At 64.1% G+C, this 23,185-nt stretch carries 21 protein-coding genes; 19 read left to right on the forward strand and 2 right to left on the reverse strand.

All coding sequences use genetic code 11. The annotated features are described in order from the left end of the window. The first annotated feature begins 5 nt into the window (after window positions 1-5). The 5 genes from HXX15_RS09695 to HXX15_RS09715 all read left to right on the forward strand — a co-directional run bounded on the left by HXX15_RS09695 (window position 6) and on the right by HXX15_RS09715 (window position 5,682). Window positions 6-524 (forward strand): YcnI family protein, encoded by a 519-nt coding sequence (locus HXX15_RS09695; protein WP_296516897.1) that lies wholly within the window; start codon window positions 6-8, stop codon window positions 522-524. Window positions 525-529: 5 nt separating this feature from the next. Continuing rightward, complete coding sequence (locus HXX15_RS09700; protein ID WP_296515472.1) at window positions 530-2,122, forward strand: FixH family protein; 1,593 nt, start codon at window positions 530-532, stop codon at window positions 2,120-2,122. Window positions 2,123-2,297: 175 nt separating this feature from the next. Further along, window positions 2,298-3,617, forward strand: coding sequence for a proline--tRNA ligase (proS, locus tag HXX15_RS09705; RefSeq protein WP_296515474.1), 1,320 nt, complete (start codon window positions 2,298-2,300; stop codon window positions 3,615-3,617). Window positions 3,618-3,692: 75 nt separating this feature from the next. Further along, entirely contained in the window at window positions 3,693-4,973 is a 1,281-nt protein-coding gene (locus tag HXX15_RS09710; RefSeq protein WP_296515476.1) for a lipoprotein-releasing ABC transporter permease subunit, read from the forward strand. 10 nt (window positions 4,974-4,983) lie between these two features. After that, entirely contained in the window at window positions 4,984-5,682 is a 699-nt protein-coding gene (locus tag HXX15_RS09715; protein ID WP_296516898.1) for an ABC transporter ATP-binding protein, read from the forward strand. Here HXX15_RS09715 and HXX15_RS09720 read toward each other — a convergent pair. After that, the gene (locus HXX15_RS09720; protein ID WP_296515478.1) at window positions 5,679-5,927 is read right to left on the reverse strand and encodes a DUF3551 domain-containing protein; all 249 of its coding nucleotides are present in this window, start codon (window positions 5,925-5,927) and stop codon (window positions 5,679-5,681) included. The genes HXX15_RS09715 and HXX15_RS09720 overlap by 4 nt on opposite strands. A gap of 73 nt (window positions 5,928-6,000) precedes the next feature. Further along, window positions 6,001-6,264, reverse strand: coding sequence for a DUF3551 domain-containing protein (locus HXX15_RS09725; RefSeq protein ID WP_296515482.1), 264 nt, complete (start codon window positions 6,262-6,264; stop codon window positions 6,001-6,003). Window positions 6,265-6,435: 171 nt separating this feature from the next. On the opposite strand from HXX15_RS09725, the gene HXX15_RS09730 reads away from it, so the two are divergent. From HXX15_RS09730 to lpxA, 14 genes are all read left to right on the forward strand, one after another. After that, the gene (locus HXX15_RS09730) at window positions 6,436-6,594 is read left to right on the forward strand and encodes a hypothetical protein (RefSeq protein ID WP_296516970.1); all 159 of its coding nucleotides are present in this window, start codon (window positions 6,436-6,438) and stop codon (window positions 6,592-6,594) included. Between the two features lie 191 nt (window positions 6,595-6,785). Continuing rightward, window positions 6,786-10,241 (forward strand): DNA polymerase III subunit alpha, encoded by a 3,456-nt coding sequence (gene dnaE / locus HXX15_RS09735; RefSeq protein WP_296515483.1) that lies wholly within the window; start codon window positions 6,786-6,788, stop codon window positions 10,239-10,241. Window positions 10,242-10,454: 213 nt separating this feature from the next. Next, window positions 10,455-11,453, forward strand: a complete 999-nt coding sequence (locus HXX15_RS09740; protein WP_296515486.1) for a 30S ribosomal protein S2 — start codon at window positions 10,455-10,457, stop codon at window positions 11,451-11,453. Window positions 11,454-11,580: 127 nt separating this feature from the next. Beyond that, window positions 11,581-12,507, forward strand: coding sequence for a translation elongation factor Ts (gene tsf, locus HXX15_RS09745; RefSeq protein WP_296515488.1), 927 nt, complete (start codon window positions 11,581-11,583; stop codon window positions 12,505-12,507). Window positions 12,508-12,573: 66 nt separating this feature from the next. After that, window positions 12,574-13,290, forward strand: a complete 717-nt coding sequence (pyrH, locus tag HXX15_RS09750) for a UMP kinase (protein WP_296515490.1) — start codon at window positions 12,574-12,576, stop codon at window positions 13,288-13,290. A gap of 54 nt (window positions 13,291-13,344) precedes the next feature. After that, a complete protein-coding gene (gene frr, locus HXX15_RS09755) occupies window positions 13,345-13,908 on the forward strand; it encodes a ribosome recycling factor (protein WP_296515492.1) in 564 nt (187 codons plus the stop codon). Between the two features lie 227 nt (window positions 13,909-14,135). Beyond that, a complete protein-coding gene (locus HXX15_RS09760; RefSeq protein ID WP_296515494.1) occupies window positions 14,136-14,894 on the forward strand; it encodes an isoprenyl transferase in 759 nt (252 codons plus the stop codon). A 5-nt stretch (window positions 14,895-14,899) separates the two neighbouring features. Then, window positions 14,900-15,748, forward strand: coding sequence for a phosphatidate cytidylyltransferase (locus HXX15_RS09765; protein ID WP_296515496.1), 849 nt, complete (start codon window positions 14,900-14,902; stop codon window positions 15,746-15,748). Window positions 15,749-15,752: 4 nt separating this feature from the next. Beyond that, window positions 15,753-16,976, forward strand: a complete 1,224-nt coding sequence (dxr, locus tag HXX15_RS09770) for a 1-deoxy-D-xylulose-5-phosphate reductoisomerase (protein ID WP_296515498.1) — start codon at window positions 15,753-15,755, stop codon at window positions 16,974-16,976. 43 nt (window positions 16,977-17,019) lie between these two features. Next, window positions 17,020-18,171: an RIP metalloprotease RseP gene (gene rseP, locus HXX15_RS09775; RefSeq protein ID WP_296516899.1), complete on the forward strand. Its 1,152-nt coding sequence runs from the start codon at window positions 17,020-17,022 to the stop codon at window positions 18,169-18,171. Window positions 18,172-18,341: 170 nt separating this feature from the next. Next, window positions 18,342-20,873: an outer membrane protein assembly factor BamA gene (gene bamA / locus HXX15_RS09780; RefSeq protein ID WP_296515500.1), complete on the forward strand. Its 2,532-nt coding sequence runs from the start codon at window positions 18,342-18,344 to the stop codon at window positions 20,871-20,873. 34 nt (window positions 20,874-20,907) lie between these two features. After that, window positions 20,908-21,918, forward strand: coding sequence for a UDP-3-O-(3-hydroxymyristoyl)glucosamine N-acyltransferase (gene lpxD / locus HXX15_RS09785; RefSeq protein WP_296515501.1), 1,011 nt, complete (start codon window positions 20,908-20,910; stop codon window positions 21,916-21,918). Beyond that, window positions 21,918-22,373: a 3-hydroxyacyl-ACP dehydratase FabZ gene (fabZ, locus tag HXX15_RS09790; protein ID WP_296515503.1), complete on the forward strand. Its 456-nt coding sequence runs from the start codon at window positions 21,918-21,920 to the stop codon at window positions 22,371-22,373. The genes lpxD and fabZ overlap by 1 nt, the downstream gene beginning before the upstream one ends. 8 nt (window positions 22,374-22,381) lie before the next feature. Further along, window positions 22,382-23,182, forward strand: coding sequence for an acyl-ACP--UDP-N-acetylglucosamine O-acyltransferase (gene lpxA, locus HXX15_RS09795; RefSeq protein WP_296515505.1), 801 nt, complete (start codon window positions 22,382-22,384; stop codon window positions 23,180-23,182). Window positions 23,183-23,185: the final 3 nt, after the last annotated feature.

The raw sequence follows: 23,185 nt of genomic DNA on the forward strand, positions 1-23,185 counted from the left end.
AGACGATGCGGCTCACGCGGGACCTGATCGTGGCAGCGGGCCTGACCTTCCATTCCGTGGCGGCCTTGGCGCACGTCACTGTTTCGCCAAGTGAGGCGGTGGCGGGCGGCTATTTGCAGGCCGCCTTCAGCATCTCCCACGGCTGCGACGGCAGCGCCACGGTCGCGGTTCGTATCAAGGTGCCGGATGGGGTGCTGAGCGTGAAGCCTCAGATGAAGCCGGGCTGGACCGTCGAGATCAAGACCAGAACGGTCGACGGCGGCCCACGCTTGCACGGCAAGACCATCAGCGAGACCGTGGACGAGGTATCGTGGCGCGGCGGGCCGTTGCCGGACCATCTTTATGATACTTTCGGTCTGCTGATGAAGCTGCCGGATACGCCCGGCAAGGCACTGTATTTCCCGGTGGTGCAGGAGTGCGAGAAGGGAGTGCAGCGCTGGATTGCAATCCCCGCTGCCGGGCAGAATCACGACGATCTGCGCGAGCCCGCGCCGGTGCTCCGGTTGAAACCCAAAGGCTCTTGACCGGGTTGGTCCCAGCCCGATCGTGCCGCGGCCTGCGGGCGGCGCTGGTCCTGCTGTGGCTCGCGGCGCTGCCGTCGGCGGCGCTTGCCCATGCCACGCTGGTGGCCAGCACCCCCGCCAACGACGCGGTGCTGGCGACCGCGCCGGCGACGCTGGCGCTGACCTTCAACGAGCCGGTCGACCCGCTGGCGCTGCGGATCGTCGACGCCAGCGGCCGCGCGACGTCGATCACGCAGATCGAACAGGAGGGCAACCGTCTGATCCTGACGCCGCCCGCGGCGCTGGGCGAGGGCGCGCATGTGCTGAGCTGGCGGGTGATGTCCACCGACGGCCATCCGGCCAGCGGCTCGCTGACGTTCTGGATCGGCAGCGGCGGCATCGCGCTGCCGGAGATCGCGGTGAGCGTCCCCGCGCCGCGTCGCGCCGCGATCTGGATCGCTCGGCTGGCGATCTATCTCGGCTTGCTCGTCGGCGTCGGCGGGGCGTTCTTCCGGGCCTGGGTTGAGGTTTCGGCGTCGACACGAGCTCCCGCGCTCGGTTGCGCGGTGGCAAGTCTGATCGGGCTGGCGTCGGTTGTGGTCTCGGTCGGGCTGCAGGGCCTCGACGTCACCGATTTGCCGCTGCGGGATCTGGGACGTGGTGTGGTCTGGACCGCCGGTGTCCAAGGTTCATTCGGCTGGTCCGCGGGCATCGCCGTTGCGGCGTTGCTCCTCGGCCTTGCCGCGATCCGGTTCGACGGGACCCCCGCGCGGGCGTTGTCGCTGACTGGACTAATCGGCGTCGGCGCGGCCCTCGCGGCCAGCGGCCACGCCGCCGCCGCGAGCCCGCGGTATCTCACCGTCGCATCGGTCTTCCTTCACGGCGTCGGCGTGGCGTTCTGGATCGGCGCGCTGCTGCCGCTGGGTTTCGCCCTGCGCGCCGGGACCGATCAGGCCATGGCTTCGCTAACGCGGTTTTCGTCGGCGATTCCGTTTGCCGTTGCGGCGTTGCTGGTCAGCGGCACCGCGCTGGCCGTCGTGCAACTCGAAACGCTGACGGCGTTGTGGAGCACCAGCTATGGCTGGGTGCTGTGCGCCAAACTGGCGCTGGTGCTGTTGCTGTTCGCGCTCGCGCTGTGGAATCGCCGGCTCACGCCGCGCGTGATTGAAGGTTCGGCGCCGGCCGGGCGCGCGCTGCGACGATCGATCGGCGTCGAATTGGCGCTCGTGGTGGCGATCCTCGGCGTCGTCGCGCTGTGGCGATTCACGCCGCCGCCACGCGCGCTCACTGCCGGCGCTGACAATTTTTTCACGCATCTGCATGCCGAGCGCGCGATGGCGAATGTGACGATCATCCCCGGACATGCCGGTCCAATCGAGATCACGATCCAGCTCGAGACCCCCGACGAGGCGCCGTTAGTGGCGCAGGCGCTGACCGTCACGCTGTCGAATCCGACCGTCGGCATCGAACCCGCCACGGTGGAGGCGCAGGGGCTCGGACCGGGGCAGTGGCGGGTCAGGATGGCGGCGCCGGTGCCCGGCCGCTGGACGCTGGAGCTTGGCATCCTGATCTCGGATTTCGACCAGGTGACGATCGAGGCGCCGATCCTGATCCGATAGTCGCAGGTGAACCGCGTTTGGCCGCGTGCTATGCCGCCGTCCGATCAGCGAACGCCCCGAAAGGCCGAATGAATCCGGGCGGTTCTGCGGGTTGGCGGCGCCGCCCTTGTGTTTTAGGGCTCAATCCGGTTTCACTGCGCACACCTTCCGTCCCTCCGATTCCTGAGCAAATCCCATGAGACTGTCGCGATTCTTTCTGCCCATCCTCAAGGAGACCCCGAAGGAGGCCGAGATCGTCTCGCACCGGCTGATGCTGCGCGCCGGCATGATGCGCCAGGAGGCCGCCGGCATCTACGCCTGGCTGCCGCTCGGACTGAGGGTGCTGAAGAAGATCGAGCAGATCGTCCGCGAGGAGCAGAACCGCGCCGGCGCGATCGAGCTGCTGATGCCGACGTTGCAGCTCGCCGACCTGTGGCGCGAGAGCGGCCGCTATGACGCCTACGGTCCGGAAATGCTGCGGATCACCGACCGGCACAAGCGCGAACTGCTGTACGGGCCGACCAACGAGGAAATGATCACCGAGATCTTCCGCTCCTATGTGCGCTCCTACAAGAGTCTGCCGCTCAACCTCTATCATATCCAGTGGAAATTCCGCGACGAGCAGCGCCCCCGCTTCGGCGTGATGCGCGGCCGCGAATTCCTGATGAAGGACGCCTACTCGTTCGATGTCGATGAGGCGGCGGCGCGCAAATCCTACAACCGAATGTTCGTGGCTTACTTGCGGACCTTCGCCCGGATGGGACTGAAGGCGATCCCGATGCGGGCGGAGACCGGTCCGATCGGCGGCGACCTGTCCCACGAATTCATCGTGCTGGCCGAGACCGGCGAGTCGGGCGTGTATTGCGACAGCGACGTGCTCAATCTGCCGGTCCCCGACGCGAGCGTCGATTATGACGGCGACCTTTCGCCGATCATCCAGCAATGGACCTCGGTCTATGCCGCCACCGAAGACGTCCACGACGCGGCGCGTTACGAGCGCGAGGTGCCTGAGGCCAATCGGGTCCACACCCGCGGCATCGAGGTCGGCCAGATCTTCTACTTCGGTACCAAATATTCGGATTCGATGAAGGCGATGGTCGCCGGTCCCGACGGCGCCGATGCGCCGATCCATGGCGGCTCCTACGGCGTCGGCGTGTCGCGCCTGGTCGGTGCCATCATCGAGGCCTGCCACGACGACAACGGCATCAAATGGCCGGAAGCGGTGGCGCCGTTCCGGGTCGCGATCCTGAATCTGAAGCAGGGCGACGCTGCGACCGACGCGGCCAGCGAGCAGCTCTACAAGGAGCTCGCGGCCAAGGGCGTCGACGTGCTGTACGACGACACCGACCAGCGGGCAGGGGCCAAATTCGCCACCGCCGACCTGATCGGCATTCCCTGGCAGATCCTGGTCGGGCCCAAGGGATTGGCCGAGGGCAAGGTCGAGATCAAGCGCCGCAGCGACGGATCGCGCGAGAACGTCAGCGCTGCCGACGCCGTCGCGCGGCTGGTGGCGTGAGAACTTATCCACCGACCTTCCCGCACGTAACCGTGTCACGGCTATAATTAGCCCGAATCGTGTGAGATTCGGACTATGGATGATGCCATGAGCGAGCCAATTCGAACCACACCCTTCGCGCCATTCGAATGGCTGCTGTCCGGACGCTATTTGCGCGCGCGGCGCAAGGAGGGCTTTATCTCGGTGATCGCCGGGTTTTCCTTCCTCGGCATCATGCTCGGCGTCGCCACGCTCATCATCGTGATGGCGGTGATGAACGGTTTCCGCAAAGAGCTGCTCGACAAGATCCTCGGCCTCAACGGCCATCTCCTGGTGCAGCCGCTGGAGAGTCCGCTGACCGACTGGAAGGACGTCGCCGATCGCATCAGCGGGGTGAAGGGAATCCGGCTTGCGGCGCCGGTGGTCGATGGCCAGGCGCTGGCGTCGTCGCCGTTCAATGCCGCCGGCGTATTGGTGCGCGGGATGCGCGCCGACGATCTCAACAGCCTGACCTCGATCGCCAAGAACATCAAACAAGGCACGCTGGAAGGTTTCGACGACGGCCAGGGGGTCGCGATCGGCCGCCGGCTCGCCGACCAGCTGTCGCTGCATGCCGGCGATTCCATTACCCTGGTGGCTCCGCGTGGCGCGGTGACCCCGATGGGCACCACGCCGCGCATAAAACCCTACAAGGTCGCCGCGGTGTTCGAGATCGGGATGTCGGAATATGACAGCGGCTTCGTGTTTATGCCGTTGCCGGAAGCCCAAGCCTATTTCAATCGCGCCTCGGACGTGACCGCGATCGAGGTCTTCACCACCAATCCCGACAAGATCGACGGCTTTCGCAAGAGCGTCACCGAGGCCGCCGGCCGGCCCGTATTCCTGGTCGATTGGCGGCAGCGCAATTCGACCTTCTTCAATGCGCTGCAGGTCGAGCGCAACGTGATGTTCCTGATCCTGACCCTGATCGTGCTGGTCGCGGCGCTCAATATCGTGTCCGGGCTGATCATGCTGGTGAAGGACAAGGGCAGCGACATCGCCATCCTGCGCACCATGGGCGCGACCCAGGGCTCGATCATGCGGGTGTTCCTGATCACTGGTGCTGCGATCGGCGTGGTCGGGACGCTGACCGGATTCCTGGTCGGCATGCTGATCTGCCTGAACATCGAATCGATCCGGCAATTCCTGTCGTGGATGACCAACACTGAATTGTTCTCGCCGGAGCTGTATTTCCTTTCCAAGCTGCCGGCCGAAATCGATTTCGCCGAGACCGGCGCCGTGGTGATCATGGCGCTGACGCTGTCATTTCTCGCCACGCTGTATCCGTCGTGGCGTGCCGCACGTCTCGATCCCGTCGAAGCGCTGCGCTATGAGTGAGGCCGCGCCGATGGAGCAGGAAGCGGAAGACATTCCGGTCGTCTATCTGCACGAGATCAAGCGGCACTATTCGCAAGGCGAAACCACGCTGACGATTCTCAATGGCGCCAAGCTCGCGCTGTGGGCCGGACAGTCGGTGGCGCTGGTGGCGCCGTCTGGCGCGGGGAAGTCGACCCTGCTGCATATCGCCGGCTTGCTCGAACATCCGGACGAGGGCGAGGTCTATGTCGGCGGCACCGCAACCACCGCGCTGACCGATGCCGAACGGACCCAGATCCGGCGCACCGACATCGGCTTCGTCTACCAGTCGCATCGGCTGCTGCCGGAATTCACCGCGCTGGAAAACGTCATGCTGCCGCAGATGATCCGCGGCCTCAAGAAGAGCGAGACCGTCAGCCGCGCCAAGGAAATCCTGGCCTATCTCGGCCTGGCCGATCGCATCACCCACCGGCCGGCGGAATTGTCGGGCGGCGAACAGCAGCGAGTGGCGATCGCGCGCGCGGTCGCGAACGCGCCGCGGGTCCTGTTCGCCGACGAGCCGACCGGCAACCTCGACCCGCATACCGCCGATCACGTGTTCCAGGCGCTGATGCAACTGGTCAGGGCGACTCAGGTGGCGATGCTGATCGCGACCCACAATATGGAACTGGCGGGTCGGATGGACCGCCGGGTCTCGCTGCAGGACGGCGTGATCGTCGAGCTGGATTAATCCAACGCACCGCGGCGCTGCCGCCTGCCCTGCGGTTCAGCGTAGAACGGGTTGACGATGCAGGACGCCGGGCGACCGGAGGCCGAAACCTGGCACTGCGCGATCGAGGTGTAGCGGCATTCGTCGTAGGACACCGGGCCGTAGACGTGCAGGCACACCGGCGCAGAAGAATCGGCATGCGCCAACGAGCCGGCCAATACCATCAGGCCAAAGCCGGCAACGCCCGAAACCATCATCTTGCGCATCGAATTTCCTCTGCGGCAGCAGTCCAGATAAAATCTCTCGTCCTGCGGCCGGACATCGCCTGCGAATGTGCGATCAATCGTGATATCCGCGGTTCCGATGGCCGCGACGCTGCCTCGGTTCGGCGGCATAGCCATAATAGGGATTGGCATCGCAATAGGCGAACCGCCCGGAGGCGCTCGCCTGGCATTGCGCGTAGGTCGTGAAGCTGCAATCACCCAACGGCTGATCGTAGTCCCGTCCCTTGATGCAGAACGGATAGTCCCGGGCTTCGGCCGGGGTCGTATCGATCGCCGAAACGGCGCCGAGCGCCAGCAACGCAATAAGTGCAATACGCATATCATCCTCCGCTCGGCCGCAGCCGAATCTGAATTCCACGCCCGACCAAGCCGCTCCTTGCGCGCCGCGTCAACTCACTTCCCCGCGCAGCAGCCATCAGCCGGATGCCGGCCGGATTCACACTTCGTCAGCCATCTTGGGTAGCCGATTTTAGCTCCGAAGAAACGCGGCTTGACTCTGGAACAGATCAAGAACAATGTTCGTGTTATGTTCCAGATCAGGGAGGTGGAAATGTTGAAGACATTCGTGGAAGAAGCGGCTGCGCTGGCGTCCATCGTGCTTTTCGTCGGGATGATCGCAATCTGGGCGCAGGTAATTCCGCAGCTCTGAGCCGGGCCGTCCAAGACCTGTGATCTGCCGGCGTCTTTGGGCTGGGCTGGGGATTAGGCGGGAGACCTCGGCGCGGCGGCCGGTTCCGCGTGGACAGCGCGCGCTCGACCGCTCACCATTGGCTCCCGAATCGGCTGCGGCGATCCCGCCAGCCGAGAATCGGCCAAGTCCCGGACAAAGCCTGCGCGCCCATGACCAATCCCGGATTCGTCCATCTGCACGTCCATTCGGCCTATTCGCTGCTGAAGGGCTCGATCAAGATCCAACGGCTGGCCGAACTGGCCAAGGCCGACCGGCAGCCGGCGCTGGCGCTGACCGACACCGACAACATGTTCGGCGCGCTGGAATTTTCCGACAAGCTCGCCGGCTACGGGATCCAGCCGATCATCGGCTGCGAACTGGCGATCGATTTCGGCGATCACGACCCCAACGCCCGCAATGCGCAGACGCTGGGGCCTTCGCGGATCGTGCTGCTGGCGGCGCGGGAGCGTGGCTATCGCAGTCTGATGCGGCTGAACTCGCGGGCGTTTCTGGAAACCCCGATCCATCAGGCGCCGCATATCAAGTTCGACTGGTTGCAGGGTGAGGCCGAGGATCTGATCGCATTGACGGGCGGTCCGGAGGGGCCGATCGCGCTCGCGATCAATGCCGACCAGATGGGACTGGCGGCGCTGCGTTGCGACCGACTGGCGGAAATGTTCGGCGACCGGCTCTATGTCGAGTTGCAGCGCCACGGCGTCGAAACCGAGCGGCGCGCCGAAAGTGGCTTGATCGATCTAGCCTATGGCAAGGGCCTGCCGCTGGTCGCCACCAACGAGCCGCACTTCGCCGCCGCCGACGATTTCGAGGCCCATGACGCGTTGCTCTGCATCGCCGCCGGCCGCCTGATCGCCGAGACCGACCGGGTCCAACTCACGCCCGACCATCGTTTCAAGACCCGTGCCGAAATGGCGGTACTGTTCGCCGACCTGCCGGAGGCGCTGGCCTCCACCGTCGAGATCGCCGAGCGTTGTGCGTTCCGGCCGAAGACCCGCAAACCGATCCTGCCGCGCTTCACCGTCGGCGCCGGCTCTAATGCGGCGGGCGCGGCGAGCGACGAAGCCGACGTGCTGCGGGCGCAGGCCGAGGAGGGGCTGCGCCACCGCATCGCGGTGCATGGCGTCGCGCAGGGCATGTCCGAGGAGGACTATCGCGCCCGGCTGGCGTTCGAACTGGACGTCATCACCCGGATGAACTACGCCGGCTACTTCCTGATCGTCGCCGACTTCATCAAATGGGCCAAGGCCCAGGGCATTCCTGTCGGGCCGGGCCGCGGCTCCGGCGCCGGATCGCTGGTCGCTTACGTACTAACCATCACCGATCTCGATCCCATCCGCTTCGGCCTACTGTTCGAGCGCTTTCTCAATCCGGAACGCGTCTCGATGCCGGATTTCGACATCGACTTTTGCCAGGATCGCCGCGGCGAGGTGATCACCTATGTGCAGGAGCGCTATGGCCGCGACCAGGTGGCGCAGATCATCACCTTCGGCACCCTGCAGGCGCGCGGCGTGCTGCGCGACGTCGGTCGCGTCCTGCAGATGCCTTACGGCCAGGTCGACAAGCTGACCAAGCTGGTGCCGCAGAATCCCGCGGCGCCGGTGACGCTGAAGCAGGCGATCGAAAGCGAGCCGAAGCTGCAGGCATTTCGCGACGAAGACCCGGTGGTGGCGCGCGCCTTCGACATCGCGCAGCGGCTCGAGGGCCTGACCCGCCACGCCTCGACCCACGCCGCCGGCATCGTGATCGGCGATCGTCCGCTCAGCGAGTTGGTGCCGCTGTATCGCGATCCGAAATCCGACATGCCGGTGACCCAGTTCAACATGAAATGGGTCGAGCCGGCCGGGCTGGTGAAATTCGACTTCCTCGGCCTGAAGACGCTGACCGTGCTCGACGTCGCGGTGAAGCTGTTGAAGAACCGCGGCGTCACCGTCGATCTGCCGACGCTGCCGCTGGACGACGCGGCGAGCTACCAGATGCTGGCGCGCGGCGACGTGGTCGGGGTGTTCCAGGTGGAAAGCCAGGGCATGCGCCGGGCGCTGGTCGACATGCGGCCCGACCGCTTCGAGGACATCATCGCGCTGGTCGCGCTGTATCGGCCGGGTCCGATGGCCAACATCCCGACCTATTGCGCCCGCAAGCACGGCGACGAGGAGCCGGAATACCTGCATCCGATGCTGGAGCCGATCCTGAAGGAGACTTTCGGCGTCATCATCTACCAGGAACAGGTGATGCAGATCGCCCAGGTGATGGCCGGCTACTCGCTCGGCGAAGCCGACCTGTTGCGTCGCGCGATGGGCAAGAAGATCCGCGCTGAAATGGAGAAGCAGCGCGCCATCTTCGTCGCTGGCGCGGTGAAAAACGGCGTCACCAAGGGGCAGGCCGACACCATCTTCGACCTGCTGGCGAAGTTCGCCGATTACGGCTTCAACAAGAGCCATGCCGCAGCCTATGCGCTGGTGTCGTATCACACCGCCTATATGAAGGCGCATTACCCGGTCGAATTCCTAGCAGCGTCGATGACGCTCGACATCAACAACACCGATAAGCTGTCGGAGTTTCGCGCCGAGGCGCAGCGGCTCGGAATCAAGGTCGAGGCCCCGTCGGTCAATCGTTCCGGCGCCACCTTCGAGGTCTCTGACGGCACCATCTACTACGCGTTGGCCGGCCTGAAAGGCGTCGGCGCCCAGGCGGTCGAGCTGATCGTCGAGGCGCGGCAGGCGGGCGCCTTCACCTCGCTGGCGGATTTCGCCGCACGGGTAAATCCGCGCGCCATCAACAAGCGGGTGATTGAAAGCCTCGCCGCCGCCGGCGCGTTCGATACGCTGGATTCCAACCGCGCCCGGGTGTTCGGCGGCGCCGAGGCGATCCTGTCAGCCTGTCAGCGCGGCCACGAGGCCGCCACCATGGGGCAGAACGACATGTTCGGCGGCATGGCGGATGCGCCCACGATCATGTTGCCCCAGCTCGAGCCCTGGCTGCCGGCGGACAAGCTGCGGCGCGAATACGACGCCATCGGATTCTTTCTCTCCGGCCATCCGCTCGACGACTACGCCACCGCGCTGAAGCGGCTGCGGGTTCAGTCCTGGGCCGAGTTCTGTCGCGCGGTGAAGACCGGCGCCACCGCCGGCAAGGTCGCCGCCACCGTGGTGTCGCGGATGGAGCGGCGCACCAAGACCGGCAACAAGATGGGCATCATCGGCCTGTCCGATCCGACCGGCCATTTCGAGGCGGTGCTGTTCTCCGAGGGGCTGGCGCAGTACCGCGAGGTGCTCGAGCCCGGCGCCGCCGTGCTCCTGCAGCTCGGCGCCGAATTGCAGGGCGAGGACGTCCGCGCCCGGGTCCTGCACGCCGAGCCGCTCGATGCCGCCGCGGCCAAGACCCAGAAGGGCCTGCGGATCTTCCTGCGCGACACCAAGCCGCTGGATTCGCTTGCCAAACGCCTGCAAGCCCCGGACGGGGCGGCGGCCGGCGGAAATGTCGCGATCGTGCTGCGCCTCGACCCGCTGACCGAAGTCGAATTCGAGCTCAAAGGTCGCTTCCAGGTGTCGCCGCAGATTGCCGGGGCGATCAAGGCCGTCAGCGGCGTCGAGCACGTCGAGGCGCTGTGAGCGGCCGGGCAGCCGGATAGTGGCCCCCGGCGGGCCCCCGCCGGGGCCTTATTGCCTTGCTTCTGCTCAGAATCCCGCTATACACCGCGCTATCTCACACGGAAGCATGGCTTAACCGCCGTCCGGTGGCACCGGGCCGCAAGGCAGGATCCTCCTGCTCTTAACGCTCGTCTGCTCACACGCTTCCGGAGGAACCAACCGGAGAATATCACTATGGCGCTTCCTGAATTTTCGATGCGTCAGCTTCTTGAAGCTGGCGTTCACTTTGGTCACCAATCGCACCGCTGGAATCCGAAGATGGCGGAGTACATCTTTGGTGCCCGCAACAATATCCACATCATCGATCTGGCGCAGACCGTGCCGCTGCTGCACCGCGCGTTGCAGGCGGTCAGCGACACCGTCGCCAAGGGCGGCCGCGTGCTGTTCGTCGGCACCAAGCGGCAGGCGCAGGACGGCGTCGCCGAAGCCGCCAAGCGTTCGGCGCAGTACTTCGTCAATTCGCGCTGGCTCGGCGGCACGCTGACCAACTGGAAGACCATCTCCGGCTCGATCAAGCGGCTGCGTCACCTCGACGAGGTGCTGAATTCCGGCGATGCCAATGCCTACACCAAGAAGGAGCGGCTGACGCTGCAGCGCGAGCGCGACAAGCTCGATCGTTCGCTCGGCGGCATCAAGGACATGGGCGGCTTGCCGGACATGATCTTCGTGATCGACACCAATAAGGAAGACATCGCGATCCAGGAAGCCCAGCGTCTGGGCATCCCGGTGGCGGCGATCGTCGACACCAATTGCGACCCCAAGGGCATCACCTATCTGGTGCCCGGCAATGACGACGCCGGCCGCGCCATCACGCTGTATTGCGATCTGGTCGCCCGCGCGGTGATCGACGGCATTTCGCGTGCTCAGGGTGATTCCGGCATCGACCTCGGCGCTGCCATGCAGCCGTTGCGCGAAGATGTCCCGGTGGTGGTGCAGCCGACGGCGTTCCAGGGTCTCGCCGGCCCGCGCGGCGCTGCTGATGATCTCAAGAAGCTCACCGGCGTGTCTGGCGCGATCGAGAAGAAGTTCAACGACCTCGGCATCTTCCATTTTTGGCAGCTTGCCGAACTCGATCACGATACCGCACACAAGATCGGCGAAGAGGTCGGTCTGCCGAGCCGTGCCGATGGCTGGGTCGCCCAGGCCAAGGCGATGACCGCCGAAGCGGAATAACGCTGCGCGTTGCGGCCGGCCCCCGGCCGCAACGTTCCGTCTTCAAAATCTCCTATAAAATTCCTGATGGTGGACCGCGGACCGTGGCTGCGCCGGGTTCGCCCTGACAGGCAAAGGACTATTAGCGATGGCAACGATTACAGCTGCGATGGTCAAAGACCTTCGTGAGACCACCGGCGTCGGCATGATGGATTGCAAGCAGGCGCTGACTGAGAACGACGGCAACATGGAAGCCGCGATCGACTGGCTGCGCAAGAAGGGCCTGTCGAAGGCCGCCAAGAAGGCCGGCCGCATCGCCGCCGAGGGCCTGATCGGCGTGCTGACCGAGAAGACCAAGGGCGTCGTCGTCGAGGTCAATTCCGAGACCGATTTCGTCGCCCGCAACGAGCAGTTCCAGGGTCTGGTGAAGATGATCGCCCAGGTCGCGCTGAAAGTCGGCGCCGACGTCGACAAGATCAACGCCGCGCCGGTTGGCTCCTCGACCGTGGCGACCGCGATCGCGGACGCCATCGCCACCATCGGCGAGAACATGACGCTGCGCCGCGCGGCGCAGCTTGAAGTCGCGCATGGCGTGGTGTCGAGCTACGTCCACAACGCGGTGATCGAGGGCGCCGGCAAGATGGGCGTGATCGTGGCGCTGGAATCGACCGGCAAGACCGACGAACTGAACGCGCTCGGCAAGCAGTTGGCGATGCACGTCGCCGCGACCAATCCGCAGGCGCTCGATCCGGCCGGCCTCGATCCGGAGGTGGTGCGCCGCGAGAAGGACGTCATGGCCGACAAATACCGCCAGCAGGGCAAGCCCGAGGCGATGATCGAGAAGATCGTCGAGAACGGCCTGAAGACCTACTACAAGGAAGTCTGCCTGCTGGAGCAGGCTTTCATCCACGACGAGAAGGGCAAGTCGGTCGCGCAGGCGGTGAAGGAAGCCGAAGGCAAGGTCGGCGCGCCGATCAAGGTCGCGGGCTTCGTGCGCTATGCGCTGGGCGAGGGGATCGAGAAGCAGACCTCGGACTTCGCAGCCGAGGTAGCGGCAGCCAGCGGCCAGAAGTAACCGCGGCACCGGTCTCCCGGCTTGCAAGAGCCGGGAGTGTCTGCTCGGAGGGAAAGCGATCGCATCATGGCTGAGCCGGTCTATCGTCGCGTCGTGGTCAAGCTTTCGGGCGAATACTTCGCCGGGGCGCAGTCCTACGGTATCGACCAGCCTACCATCGATCGCATCGCCGGCGACCTGATCGCGGCCAAGCGGCTTGGCATCGAGATTGCCGTCGTGGTCGGCGGCGGCAACATCTTTCGCGGCGTCGAAGTGTCCGCGCGCGGCGTCTCGCGCACCACCGGCGACACTATGGGCATGCTCGCCACGGTAATGAACTGCCTCGCGCTCGCCGAAGCGCTTGAGCGCCACGGCCAGCCCGCACGAACCTTGTCGGCCCTGTCGATGCCGGAAGTCTGCGAACTGTTCACCCAGGCCGCGGCCAACCGCTATCTATGCGAGGGCCGGATCGTTCTGCTGGCCGGCGGGACCGGTAATCCGTTCTTTACGACCGACACAACCGCGGTGTTGCGAGCCGCGGAAATCGGCGCCGACGCGGTGCTCAAAGCTACCAATGTCGATGGCGTATACAGTGCCGATCCCAAGAAGGATGCGTCCGCGAAGCGATTCGATCGGTTGACGCATTCGGAAGCGCTCGCAGGCGGCTACAAGGTCATGGATGCGACGGCTTTCGCTCTTGCCCGTGAGACTTCGCTGCCTATCATCGTGTTTTCGATCGCCGAGCCGGGTTCGATAGGTGCGGTACTTGGTGGCGCGGGTCGCGCGACGATCGTGGCGGACTGACGCCGGTGGCGTTCCGAGCTCGATAACTGACTAGGATTTGTGAAGGAGAGTGGCATGCCGTCCGGTAATTTCGACATCAATGAATTGAAGCGCCGCATGGACGGCGCCACAGCGGCGCTGAAGCACGAGCTTGGCGGTCTGCGGACCGGACGAGCCGCAGCCTCGATGCTGGAACCGGTTCAGGTCGAAGCCTATGGCAGCCACATGCCACTGAACCAGCTGGCCACCGTGAGCGTGCCGGAGCCGCGATTGCTCTCGGTTCAGGTCTGGGACAAGTCGATGGTGAAGGCGGTGGAAAAGGCGATCGTCGATTCCAATCTCGGCCTCAGCCCCGCGACCGAAGGCCAGGTGCTGCGGCTGCGAATTCCGGAATTGAACGAGGAACGCCGCAAGGAACTGGTCAAGGTCGCGCATAAATACGCCGAGGCGGCCCGGGTCGCGGTGCGGCACGTTCGGCGCGACGGGCTCGATACCATCAAGAAGCTGGAAAAGGCCCACGAGATTTCCGAGGACGAGCAGAAGCGGCTCGACAACGAGGTTCAGAAGGCAACCGACGGCACGATCGCCGAAATCGACCAATTGCTCACGAGCAAGGAAAAGGAAATTCTGACGGTCTAGTCTGCAGAAGCGGGGCAAATCCGGGAAAGCGGCGCGATTTTTCCCGAATAATCATGCCCCGGCAAATTGAAATCGGTACAGTCTGATCGTGCTTGGAATCAGACGTGGCCGCGTATGCGGCCGGCCAGATCCGTCGTTGCGGCCATCATATCCGCAACATATTGATCTGGCGTATCTTGCGGCCATCGGGAAGCCTCTTCGCGGGAACACGCTTTGGGAATTGACCTATGTCGAACGCTGCCGCGCCCGCGCCTGACCGATCCGACCCGCCCGACCCGCCAGTACATGTCGCCATCATCATGGACGGTAACGGACGTTGGGCAGCCGCCAGAGGGCTGCCGCGGGCGGAAGGCCACCGTCGCGGCGTCGATGCGCTGCGGCGCGTGGTCCGGGCGGCCAATGAGCTCGGAATCCAGTATCTGACGATTTTCTCGTTCAGCTCGGAAAACTGGTCGCGGCCGGCGACCGAAATCGGCGATCTGTTTGGGTTGCTGCGGCGCTTCATCCGCAACGATCTGGCCTCCCTGCACCGTGACGGGGTACGGGTGCGGGTGATCGGTGAACGCGACGGGCTTGAGCGCGACCTGTGCGCCTTGCTCGACGAAGCCCAGGAACTGACCCGCAACAATACCCGGCTCAACCTAGTGGTCGCCTTCAACTATGGCTCGCGGCAGGAGATCGCCAACGCCGCACAGCGGCTGGCGCAAGAGGTCGCCGAGGGCAAGCGCGATCCGGCCAGCATCGACATCGACACGCTGGGCCGGTATCTCGATGCGCCGGAGATTCCCGATCCCGACTTGATCATCCGCACCAGCGGAGAACAACGATTGTCGAATTTCCTGATGTGGCAGGCGGCGTACAGTGAACTGGTGTTCGTGCCGATTCACTGGCCGGACTTCGACAAGGCCGCGCTCGAGGGCGCGATCGCCGAATATGCCCGGCGCGAACGCCGGTTCGGCGGTTTGGCCGCGAAAACAGGATCGTGACACGGGTGAGCCAGGACAAGGCGACGCCGGCGCCGGCGGCCGAACAAGGTTCGCGAAACCTGCTGATGCGCGTGGCAGCTGCCCTGGTTCTGGCGCCAGGGGCGATTGCTTTGGCCTATGCGGGCGGATGGCCGTGGGCAACGCTGGTGACGGTGGTCGCGGTCGGTCTCTACGTGGAATGGCTGACGGTCATCGGGGCCGCCAGGAATTGGCGCCTGATCGCGGCGGGGGCAGTTGCACTGGCGGCGTCGGGGCTCTGCCTGGCGCTGGGAAGGATCGACGCATCGCTTGCCGCCATCGTGTTCGGCCTGGTTGCGGTGGCGGTGTCGAACCCGCCGCCACGGCGCTGGGCGTTGACTGGCTTCTGTTACGCTGCCGCGGCTCTGCTGGCTTCGATTCTGGTGCGCAACGATCCGGTTGAGGGATTTGCCGCGCTAATCCTGATCTTGCTGGTGGTGTGGGTCACCGATATCGGCGGCTATTTCGCCGGCCGCGGCATTGGCGGCCCAAAGCTCTGGCCGAGAGTCAGCCCGAAGAAGACCTGGGCCGGTGCCATCGGCGGATTTCTGGCGAGCCTTGTCATAGGCGCCGTCTTTGCAGCTTTCGGCCTTGGAAAACTGCTTCCGCTGCTAATGCTTGCGGCGGTTCTTTCAACTATTTCGCAAATTGGCGATCTGTTCGAATCGGCGGTCAAGCGACAGTTCGGCGTCAAGGATTCCAGTCACATCATTCCCGGTCATGGTGGGCTGCTCGATCGGCTCGACGGCTATGTCGCGGCGGCGGTGTTTGCCGCCCTGTTCGGCATGCTGCGGGGCGGGGTGGATGGTATCGGCCGCGGTCTTATGGTTTGGTGAAACGATGAGTGCAGTCCCATTGCGAAACGACAAGGCTGTCGCCTCCGGCGTGCGGATTGTCAGCGTTCTCGGCGCCACCGGCTCGATCGGCGACAGCACGATGGATTTGCTGCGGGCAGCGCCCGAGCGGTATCAAGTCGAGGCGCTGACCGCCAACAACAACGTGCAGGGGCTCGCCACGCTGGCCAAGGAATTCGGGGCGCGGTTTGCGGCCGTGGCCGATGAATCGCTGCTCGGCGAGTTACGCGACGCGCTGGCCGGGACCGGAATCGCCTGCGGCGCGGGCGAGAGCGCCATCATCGAGGCGGCGGAGCGTCCGGCGGACTGGATCATGGCCGCGATCAGCGGCGCCGCCGGTTTGAAACCGGCGCTCGCGGCAGTGGACCGCGGCACGACCATTGCGCTGGCCAACAAGGAATGCCTGGTTTGCGCCGGCGATTTCTTCATGGCCCGCGCGCTCAACGCAGGCGCCAACATCCTGCCCGCGGATTCCGAACACAACGCTTTGTTTCAGGCGCTGAGCTCCGGCAACCGCCACGAACTCACCAAGGTGATCATCACCGCGTCCGGCGGCCCGTTCCGGACCTGGGCCGCCGCTGATATCGAGCAGGCGACGCTTGCGCAGGCTTTGAAGCATCCGAACTGGAGCATGGGCCAGAAGATCACCATCGATTCGGCGTCGATGATGAACAAGGGGCTCGAAGTGATCGAGGCCTCGTATCTGTTTGCGCTTTCGCCCGACGAGATCGATGTGCTGGTGCATCCGCAGTCGATCATTCACGGCATGGTGGAGTTTTCCGATCGTTCGGTGGTGGCGCAGCTCGGCGCCCCCGACATGCGGATCCCGATCGCGCATTGTCTCGGCTGGCCGGATCGAATCGTCGGCCGCGCCGCAACGCTCGATCTCGCCAAGATCGGACAGCTCACCTTTGAAGCGCCGGACTTCGTGCGGTTTCCCGGACTGCGGCTGGCCTATGACGCGCTGCGCACCGGGCAGGGCGCAACGACCGTCTACAACGCCGCGAACGAAATCGCGGTGGCCGCGTTCATTGCCCAGCAGATCAGATTTGGCGCGATCGCCCGGCTGGTCGAGGACACCTTGAACGCCTGGATACGGGCCGGAAATCTGGCGCCACTGAGCTCCGCCGACGACGCCATCGCCGTTGACCATAATGCGAGAAAAATGGCCGCCACCCTCTTGCCTCAAATTGCCGCAAAGGCATCCTAGAGAATTGGGGTCAGGGCCGTCGGTTCTGCTTGAGGGGAATGGGATGGCCGATCTATTTCTAAATAGTTTCAACACGTTGAGCCATGGAGTGATTGGTTATGTCATTCCTTTCTTGTTCGTGCTCACGATCGTCGTTTTCTTCCACGAGCTCGGTCATTTCCTGGTTGCACGCTGGAACGGCGTGAAGGTGTTAACTTTTTCGCTCGGGTTCGGGCCGGAGATCGTTGGCTTCAACGACAAGCACGGCACCCGTTGGAAGCTGTCCGCGGTGCCGCTCGGCGGCTACGTAAAATTCTTCGGCGACGAGAGCGAAGCCAGCACGCCGTCCAGCGATTCGCTGGCGAAAATGACCGCGGAAGAGCGCGCCGGCAGCTTTCATCACAAGCCGGTCGGCCCGCGCGCGGCGATTGTTGCCGCCGGCCCGATCGCGAATTTCATTCTGGCGATCGTGATCTTCACGTTCCTCTTCACGTTCTTTGGCGTGCCAAACACTTCGGCACGGGTCGACAAGGTTCAGGCCGGCAGCGCTGCCGAGATCGCCGGATTCCAGAGCGGCGACGTTGTCGTTGCGATCGAAGGCAAGGCGATTCGGAACTTCACGGAGATGCAGCGCACGGTCAGCATCGAAGCCGGCCAAGCGCTGAATTTTACTGTCAAGCGCGGCGATTCCACGCTCCAGCTGCGGGCGACTCCCGAACTGAGGGAAGTCAAGGACAGCTTCGGCAACGTCCATCGGCTGGGCGTTCTCGGCATCAGCCGCTCCACCGCCGTGGGCGAAGTCACCACCGAGCGGGTCGATCCGGCCACCGCTTTCGTGATGGGCGTGAAGGAAACCTGGTTCGTGGTTGATCGCACGCTGGCTTACATCGGCGGCATCTTCACCGGCCGGGAAGCGGCCGATCAGCTGGGCGGACCGCTGCGGATCGCCCAGATCTCCGGCCAGGTCGCCACGATCGGGTTTACCCCGCTGCTGCATCTCGCCGCGGTGCTTTCGATCTCGATCGGCCTCCTGAACCTTTTTCCGGTGCCGTTGCTCGATGGCGGCCACCTTCTGTTCTACGCGGTTGAAGCCGTCCGCGGGCGTCCGCTGTCGGAGCGCGCGCAGGAGATGGGGTTCCGAATCGGGCTCGGTTTGGTGCTGATGCTGATGGTCTTCGCGACCTATAACGACATCCTGCATCTGGCCGCGTCGTGACACCGGACGTGAACGTGGCCGATGGGCAACGTATTGGAATGAAATTGAAATCGCAGTGCGAAAGGCCGTTTGCCCCCCCGGCAAAATTGTCTACAAGCAAGGCAACGAATGGGATTCTGCCGGAGCGTAGGGGTGCGAGCCGGCACTGGGATGACAAGGGCGCGTTGCGCATGAATGTTAGAATGCGAGTGTTAAAGGGAGGCCTCATCGCCGCCCTGATGTTTTTCGCCATGCCGGTCGCCGTAACGGTGACCTCGGCGATGTTGACGTCGCCTGCCTCGGCGCAGACCGCGGCTTCGATCGTGGTCGAAGGCAACCGCCGGGTCGAAGTCGAAACCATTCGCTCCTATTTCAAGCCGGGTCCCGGCGGCCGCCTCGATCAGGCGCGGATCGACGACGGGTTGAAGGCGTTGATCGAGACCGGCCTGTTTCAGGACGTCAAGATCAATCAGGCCGGCGGCAGGCTGGTCGTGACCGTGATCGAGAATCCGGTGATTGGCCGCGTCGCCTTCGAAGGCAACAAGAAGGTCAAGGACGATCAGCTGTCGGCTGAAATCCAGTCCAAGCCACGTGGCACGCTGTCGCGTCCGATGGTGCAGTCCGACACGCTGCGAATTGCCGAAATCTATCGCCGTTCGGGACGTTACGACGTCCAGGTCACCCCCGAAGTGATCGAACAGCCGAACAACCGTGTCGACCTCATTTTCACGGTCACCGAAGGCGCCAAGACCGGCGTCAAGTCGATCGAGTTCATCGGCAACAATGCCTATTCGTCCTATCGGTTGAAGGACATCATCCGTACCCACGAATCCAACCTGCTGAGTTTCCTGGCGTCGGGCGACCTTTACGATCCCGACCGCGTCGAGGCCGATCGCGACCTGATCCGTCGCTTCTACCTCAAGCACGGCTATGCCGATGTTCAGGTGGTGGCTGCGCTGACCGAGTATGATCCCGAGCGTAAGGGCTTCTTGGTGACCTTCAAGATCGAGGAAGGGCAACAGTACCGCGTCGGTTCGGTGGAATTTCAGTCGAGCATCCCGACGATGGACGGCAATTCGATGAGCAGTTTCTCGCGCGTCAGCGTCGGGTCGCTGTACAATGCCGAGGCGCTGGAGAAATCGGTCGAGGAGATGACCGTCGAGGCATCGCGGCGCGGCTATGCGTTCGCGACGGTGCGCCCGCGCGGCGACCGAAATTACGACGCCCACACTGTGTCGATCGTGTTCGCGATGGAGGAGGGCGCACGCACCTATATCGAGCGCATCAATATCCGCGGCAACACCCGAACGCGGGACTATGTGATCCGTCGGGAATTCGATATTTCCGAGGGCGACGCCTACAATCGCGCGCTGGTCGATCGCGCCGAGCGGCGGCTGAAGAACCTCGACTTCTTCAAATCGGTGAAGATCGTGACCGAACCGGGCTCGTCGAGCGACCGGATCATCCTGATTGTCGATCTCGAAGAGAAGTCCACCGGCGACTTCTCGGTCTCGGGCGGTTACTCGACGAGCGACGGCCCACTGGCCGAAGTCAGCATCTCCGAGCGCAACCTGCTCGGCCGCGGTCTGTTCGCCAAGGCCTCGGTTCAGTACGGCCAGTACGCACGGGGCTACTCGCTGTCGGTGGTTGAACCCTACCTGCTCGACTATCGGGTGGCGCTGGGACTGGATCTGTACCAGCGTGAACAGCTCGCCAACAGCTATGTGTCCTATACGACCAAGACCCTCGGCTTCAGTCCGCGGCTCGGCTTCGGGCTGCGAGAAGATCTGGCGCTTCAGGTGCGGTATTCGATCTACAGGCAGCAGATTTCGCTGTCGAGCGTGCTCGACAATTGTAACAACAATCTGGGCAGCTCGACCTACTTCCCGACTCCCGCTTTCATCAATGCAGGCAATCCGAACAACACCGGTTACGGACTGCTCGGCTGTTACGGTGACGGCGAGGCGTCGTTGCCGGTCCGCGTCGGTTTGGCGGGCGGCACGGTCTGGACTTCGTCGATCGGCTATACTCTGACCTACAACACGCTGGATAATACCAAGAACCCCACCGACGGCATCCTGGTCGACTTCCGTCAGGACTTCGCCGGCCTCGGCGGCGACGTGAAGTTCATCAAGTCGGCGTTCGATGCGAAGTACTACACCCCGCTGGTGGCCGACGTGGTCGGGTTGATCCATCTTCAGGGCGGCAACCTCTCCGGCTATGGCAGCAACGAGCTTCGCATGCTGGATCATTTCCAGATGGGGCCGAATCTGGTTCGCGGCTTTGCCCCCAATGGCATCGGTCCCCGCGACATCGGCATTTATGCTTTGAACGGCTACGGCGGCGATTCGCTCGGCGGCACCAACTACTGGGGCGCGTCGGCGGAGTTGCAGATGCCATTCTGGTTCCTTCCGAAGGAAGTCGGAATCAAGGGCGCGGTCTATGCCGACGCGGGTTCGCTGTTCGGCTACAAGGGACCGACCTCTTGGTCGGTGACCAACGAAGTCAACGCCCCGGGTTGTGTCCCGGCGACCAAGACAACAGTCGGAACCTGCAGCGGATTGCAGTATGACAACAGCAGCCTGATCCGCTCCTCGGTCGGTGTCGGTCTGATCTGGGCATCGCCGTTCGGTCCGCTGCGGTTCGATTACTCGATCCCGATCACCAAGGGGCAGTACGACCGCGTGCAGCAATTCAAGTTCGGCGGCGGGACCTCGTTCTGAGGTCTCCGCGGTGGGCCGGACCGCGACGGACGGAATGGCACAGCCGAGATTCTTGAATCAACCGCCAGCATCGACGTTGGTTGACGTGGCGACGATGGCGCAGGCGCATCTGGTCGATGCGTCCCGCGGCTCCCAGCGTATCACCGGGATAGCCTCGCTCGCCGAGGCCGGACCGATCCATCTGACCTTCTTCGACAATGGCAAGTTCGCAGCCGAGCTACGTTCGACATTGGCAGGCGCCTGCCTGATCAGCGAACGATTCGAAGCGGCGGTGCCGGCGCATGTCGCGGTGCTGCGTTCGGCCGATCCGTTACGTGCCTTCATCAGGGTGGCGACCGAGCTCAATGGCGACGCGCTTCGTCCGCGGTCCTGGTTCGGCATCGTCGGGATCGCGGCCTCCGCGGTGGTGCATCCGACCGCGCGCCTGGAAGACGGCGTTGTCGTCGACCCGCTGGCGGTGATCGGGCCAGGCGTCGAAATCGGCGCCGACACGGTGATCGGCTCCGGGGTCATCATCGGTGCCAATGTGCGGATCGGAAGAGGCTGCAGCATCGGACCGGCGAGCTCGATCCAGTTTGCGTTGATCGGCAACAATGTCGTGCTGCAGTCTGGATGTCATATCGGACAGGATGGCTACGGATTCGCTTTCGGCCCGGACGTCGCGATGAAGTTGCCTCATGGCGGGCGAGTGCTGATCCAGAACGACGTTGAAGCCGGCGCCGGCACCAGCATTAATCGAGGGAGCTTGCGGGATACCGTGATCGGGGAAGGCAGCAAAATCGACAATCAGGTCCGGATCGGGCACGATGCCTCGATCGGGCGGTTTTGTCGGCTTGGCGCCCAATCTGGAGTAGCCGGATCCGCGACGCTGGGCGACAGGGTCGACCTCGGCACGGCATCACAAGTCCGCAGCCACGTTCGGATCGGCGATCGCGTCAAGGTTGTGCCGGCGAGCGTTATCGATCATGACATCTCCGCCGATCGGCTGCTGCCGCAAGCGACCGGGGTGGCGCAGAGCGACCCGGCAGGCGAGGAACTGAATTGATGGACGCAGCAGTTACCCACGAATTGGTCGATATTAACGCCATCCTGAAAGCATTGCCGCATCGCTACCCGTTCCTGTTGATCGATCGGATCGTCAACGTCCGTAGCGACTACAGCGGAGTAGGCATCAAGAACGTGACCATCAATGAACCTCCGTTCATGGGACACTTTCCGGAACGGCCTGTGTTCCCCGGCGTCCTGATCGTCGAGGGGATGGCGCAAACCGCCGGCGTGATCGTGATGCTGTCGGCGTCGGGCACCGAAAAGCCGCGCGCGGTGTATTTTCTTACCATCGACAAATGCAAGTTTCGCAAGCCGGTGCTGCCCGGCGACACGGTCGAGTACCACATGCGCAACATCGGCCGGCGCAAGGACATGTGGTGGTTTCACGGCGACGCCAAGGTCAACGGCGTCACCGTCGCGGAAGCCGACGTCGGCGCGATGTTGACGGACTGATCGCAGAAATGAGCAAGATTGATTCCACGGCGCGCGTTGAAGACGGCGCCACGATCGGCGACGACACGACGATCGGCCCCTATTGCATCATCGGGCGTGACGTCGTGATCGGCGCCAACTGCAAGCTGATCGGCCATGTCCATATCACCGGGCACACCACGATCGGCAGCGGCTGCACGATCTATCCGTTCGCCTCGCTCGGCACGCCGCCGCAATCGCTCGGCTACAAGGGCGAGCCCACCAAGCTGACCATCGGCAACGACTGCACCATTCGCGAATCCGTGACGATGAATATCGGAACCGCCAGCGGCCGCGGCGTGACCCGGCTCGGCGACCGCGCCTTCATCATGACCGGCAGCCACATCGGTCACGATTGCATCGTCGGCAACGACGTGATTTTCGCCAACACCGCGACGCTGGCCGGTCACTGCGAGGTCGGCGACCACACCTTCATCGGCGGCGTCACGGCATTGCAGCAATTCGTCCGGATCGGGCAGCAGGTGATGATCGGCGGCTTGAGCGGCGTGCGCGACGACGTCATCCCCTACGCGCTGGCGCGGGGGGCTCCGGCACGGCTGGAGGGGCTGAATATCGTCGGGATGCGGCGCCGCAAGTTCACTCGCGAGCGCCTCGCGGTGATCAGGGCATTCGTCGACGACCTGTTCTACCGTCCCGGCCTGTTTGCGGATCGGCTACAAAGCGTGCAGCATCGCGGTGAAGAAGACCCGGCGATCGCCGAGATGCTGGCGTTCATCGGGGGCGGCAAGCGTCCGCTGTGCATGGCGTTGGGCAACGACGCCGACGCCTGACGT

The organism is Rhodopseudomonas sp. (genome assembly GCF_013377015.1).
Taxonomy (GTDB): domain Bacteria; phylum Pseudomonadota; class Alphaproteobacteria; order Rhizobiales; family Xanthobacteraceae; genus JARJEH01.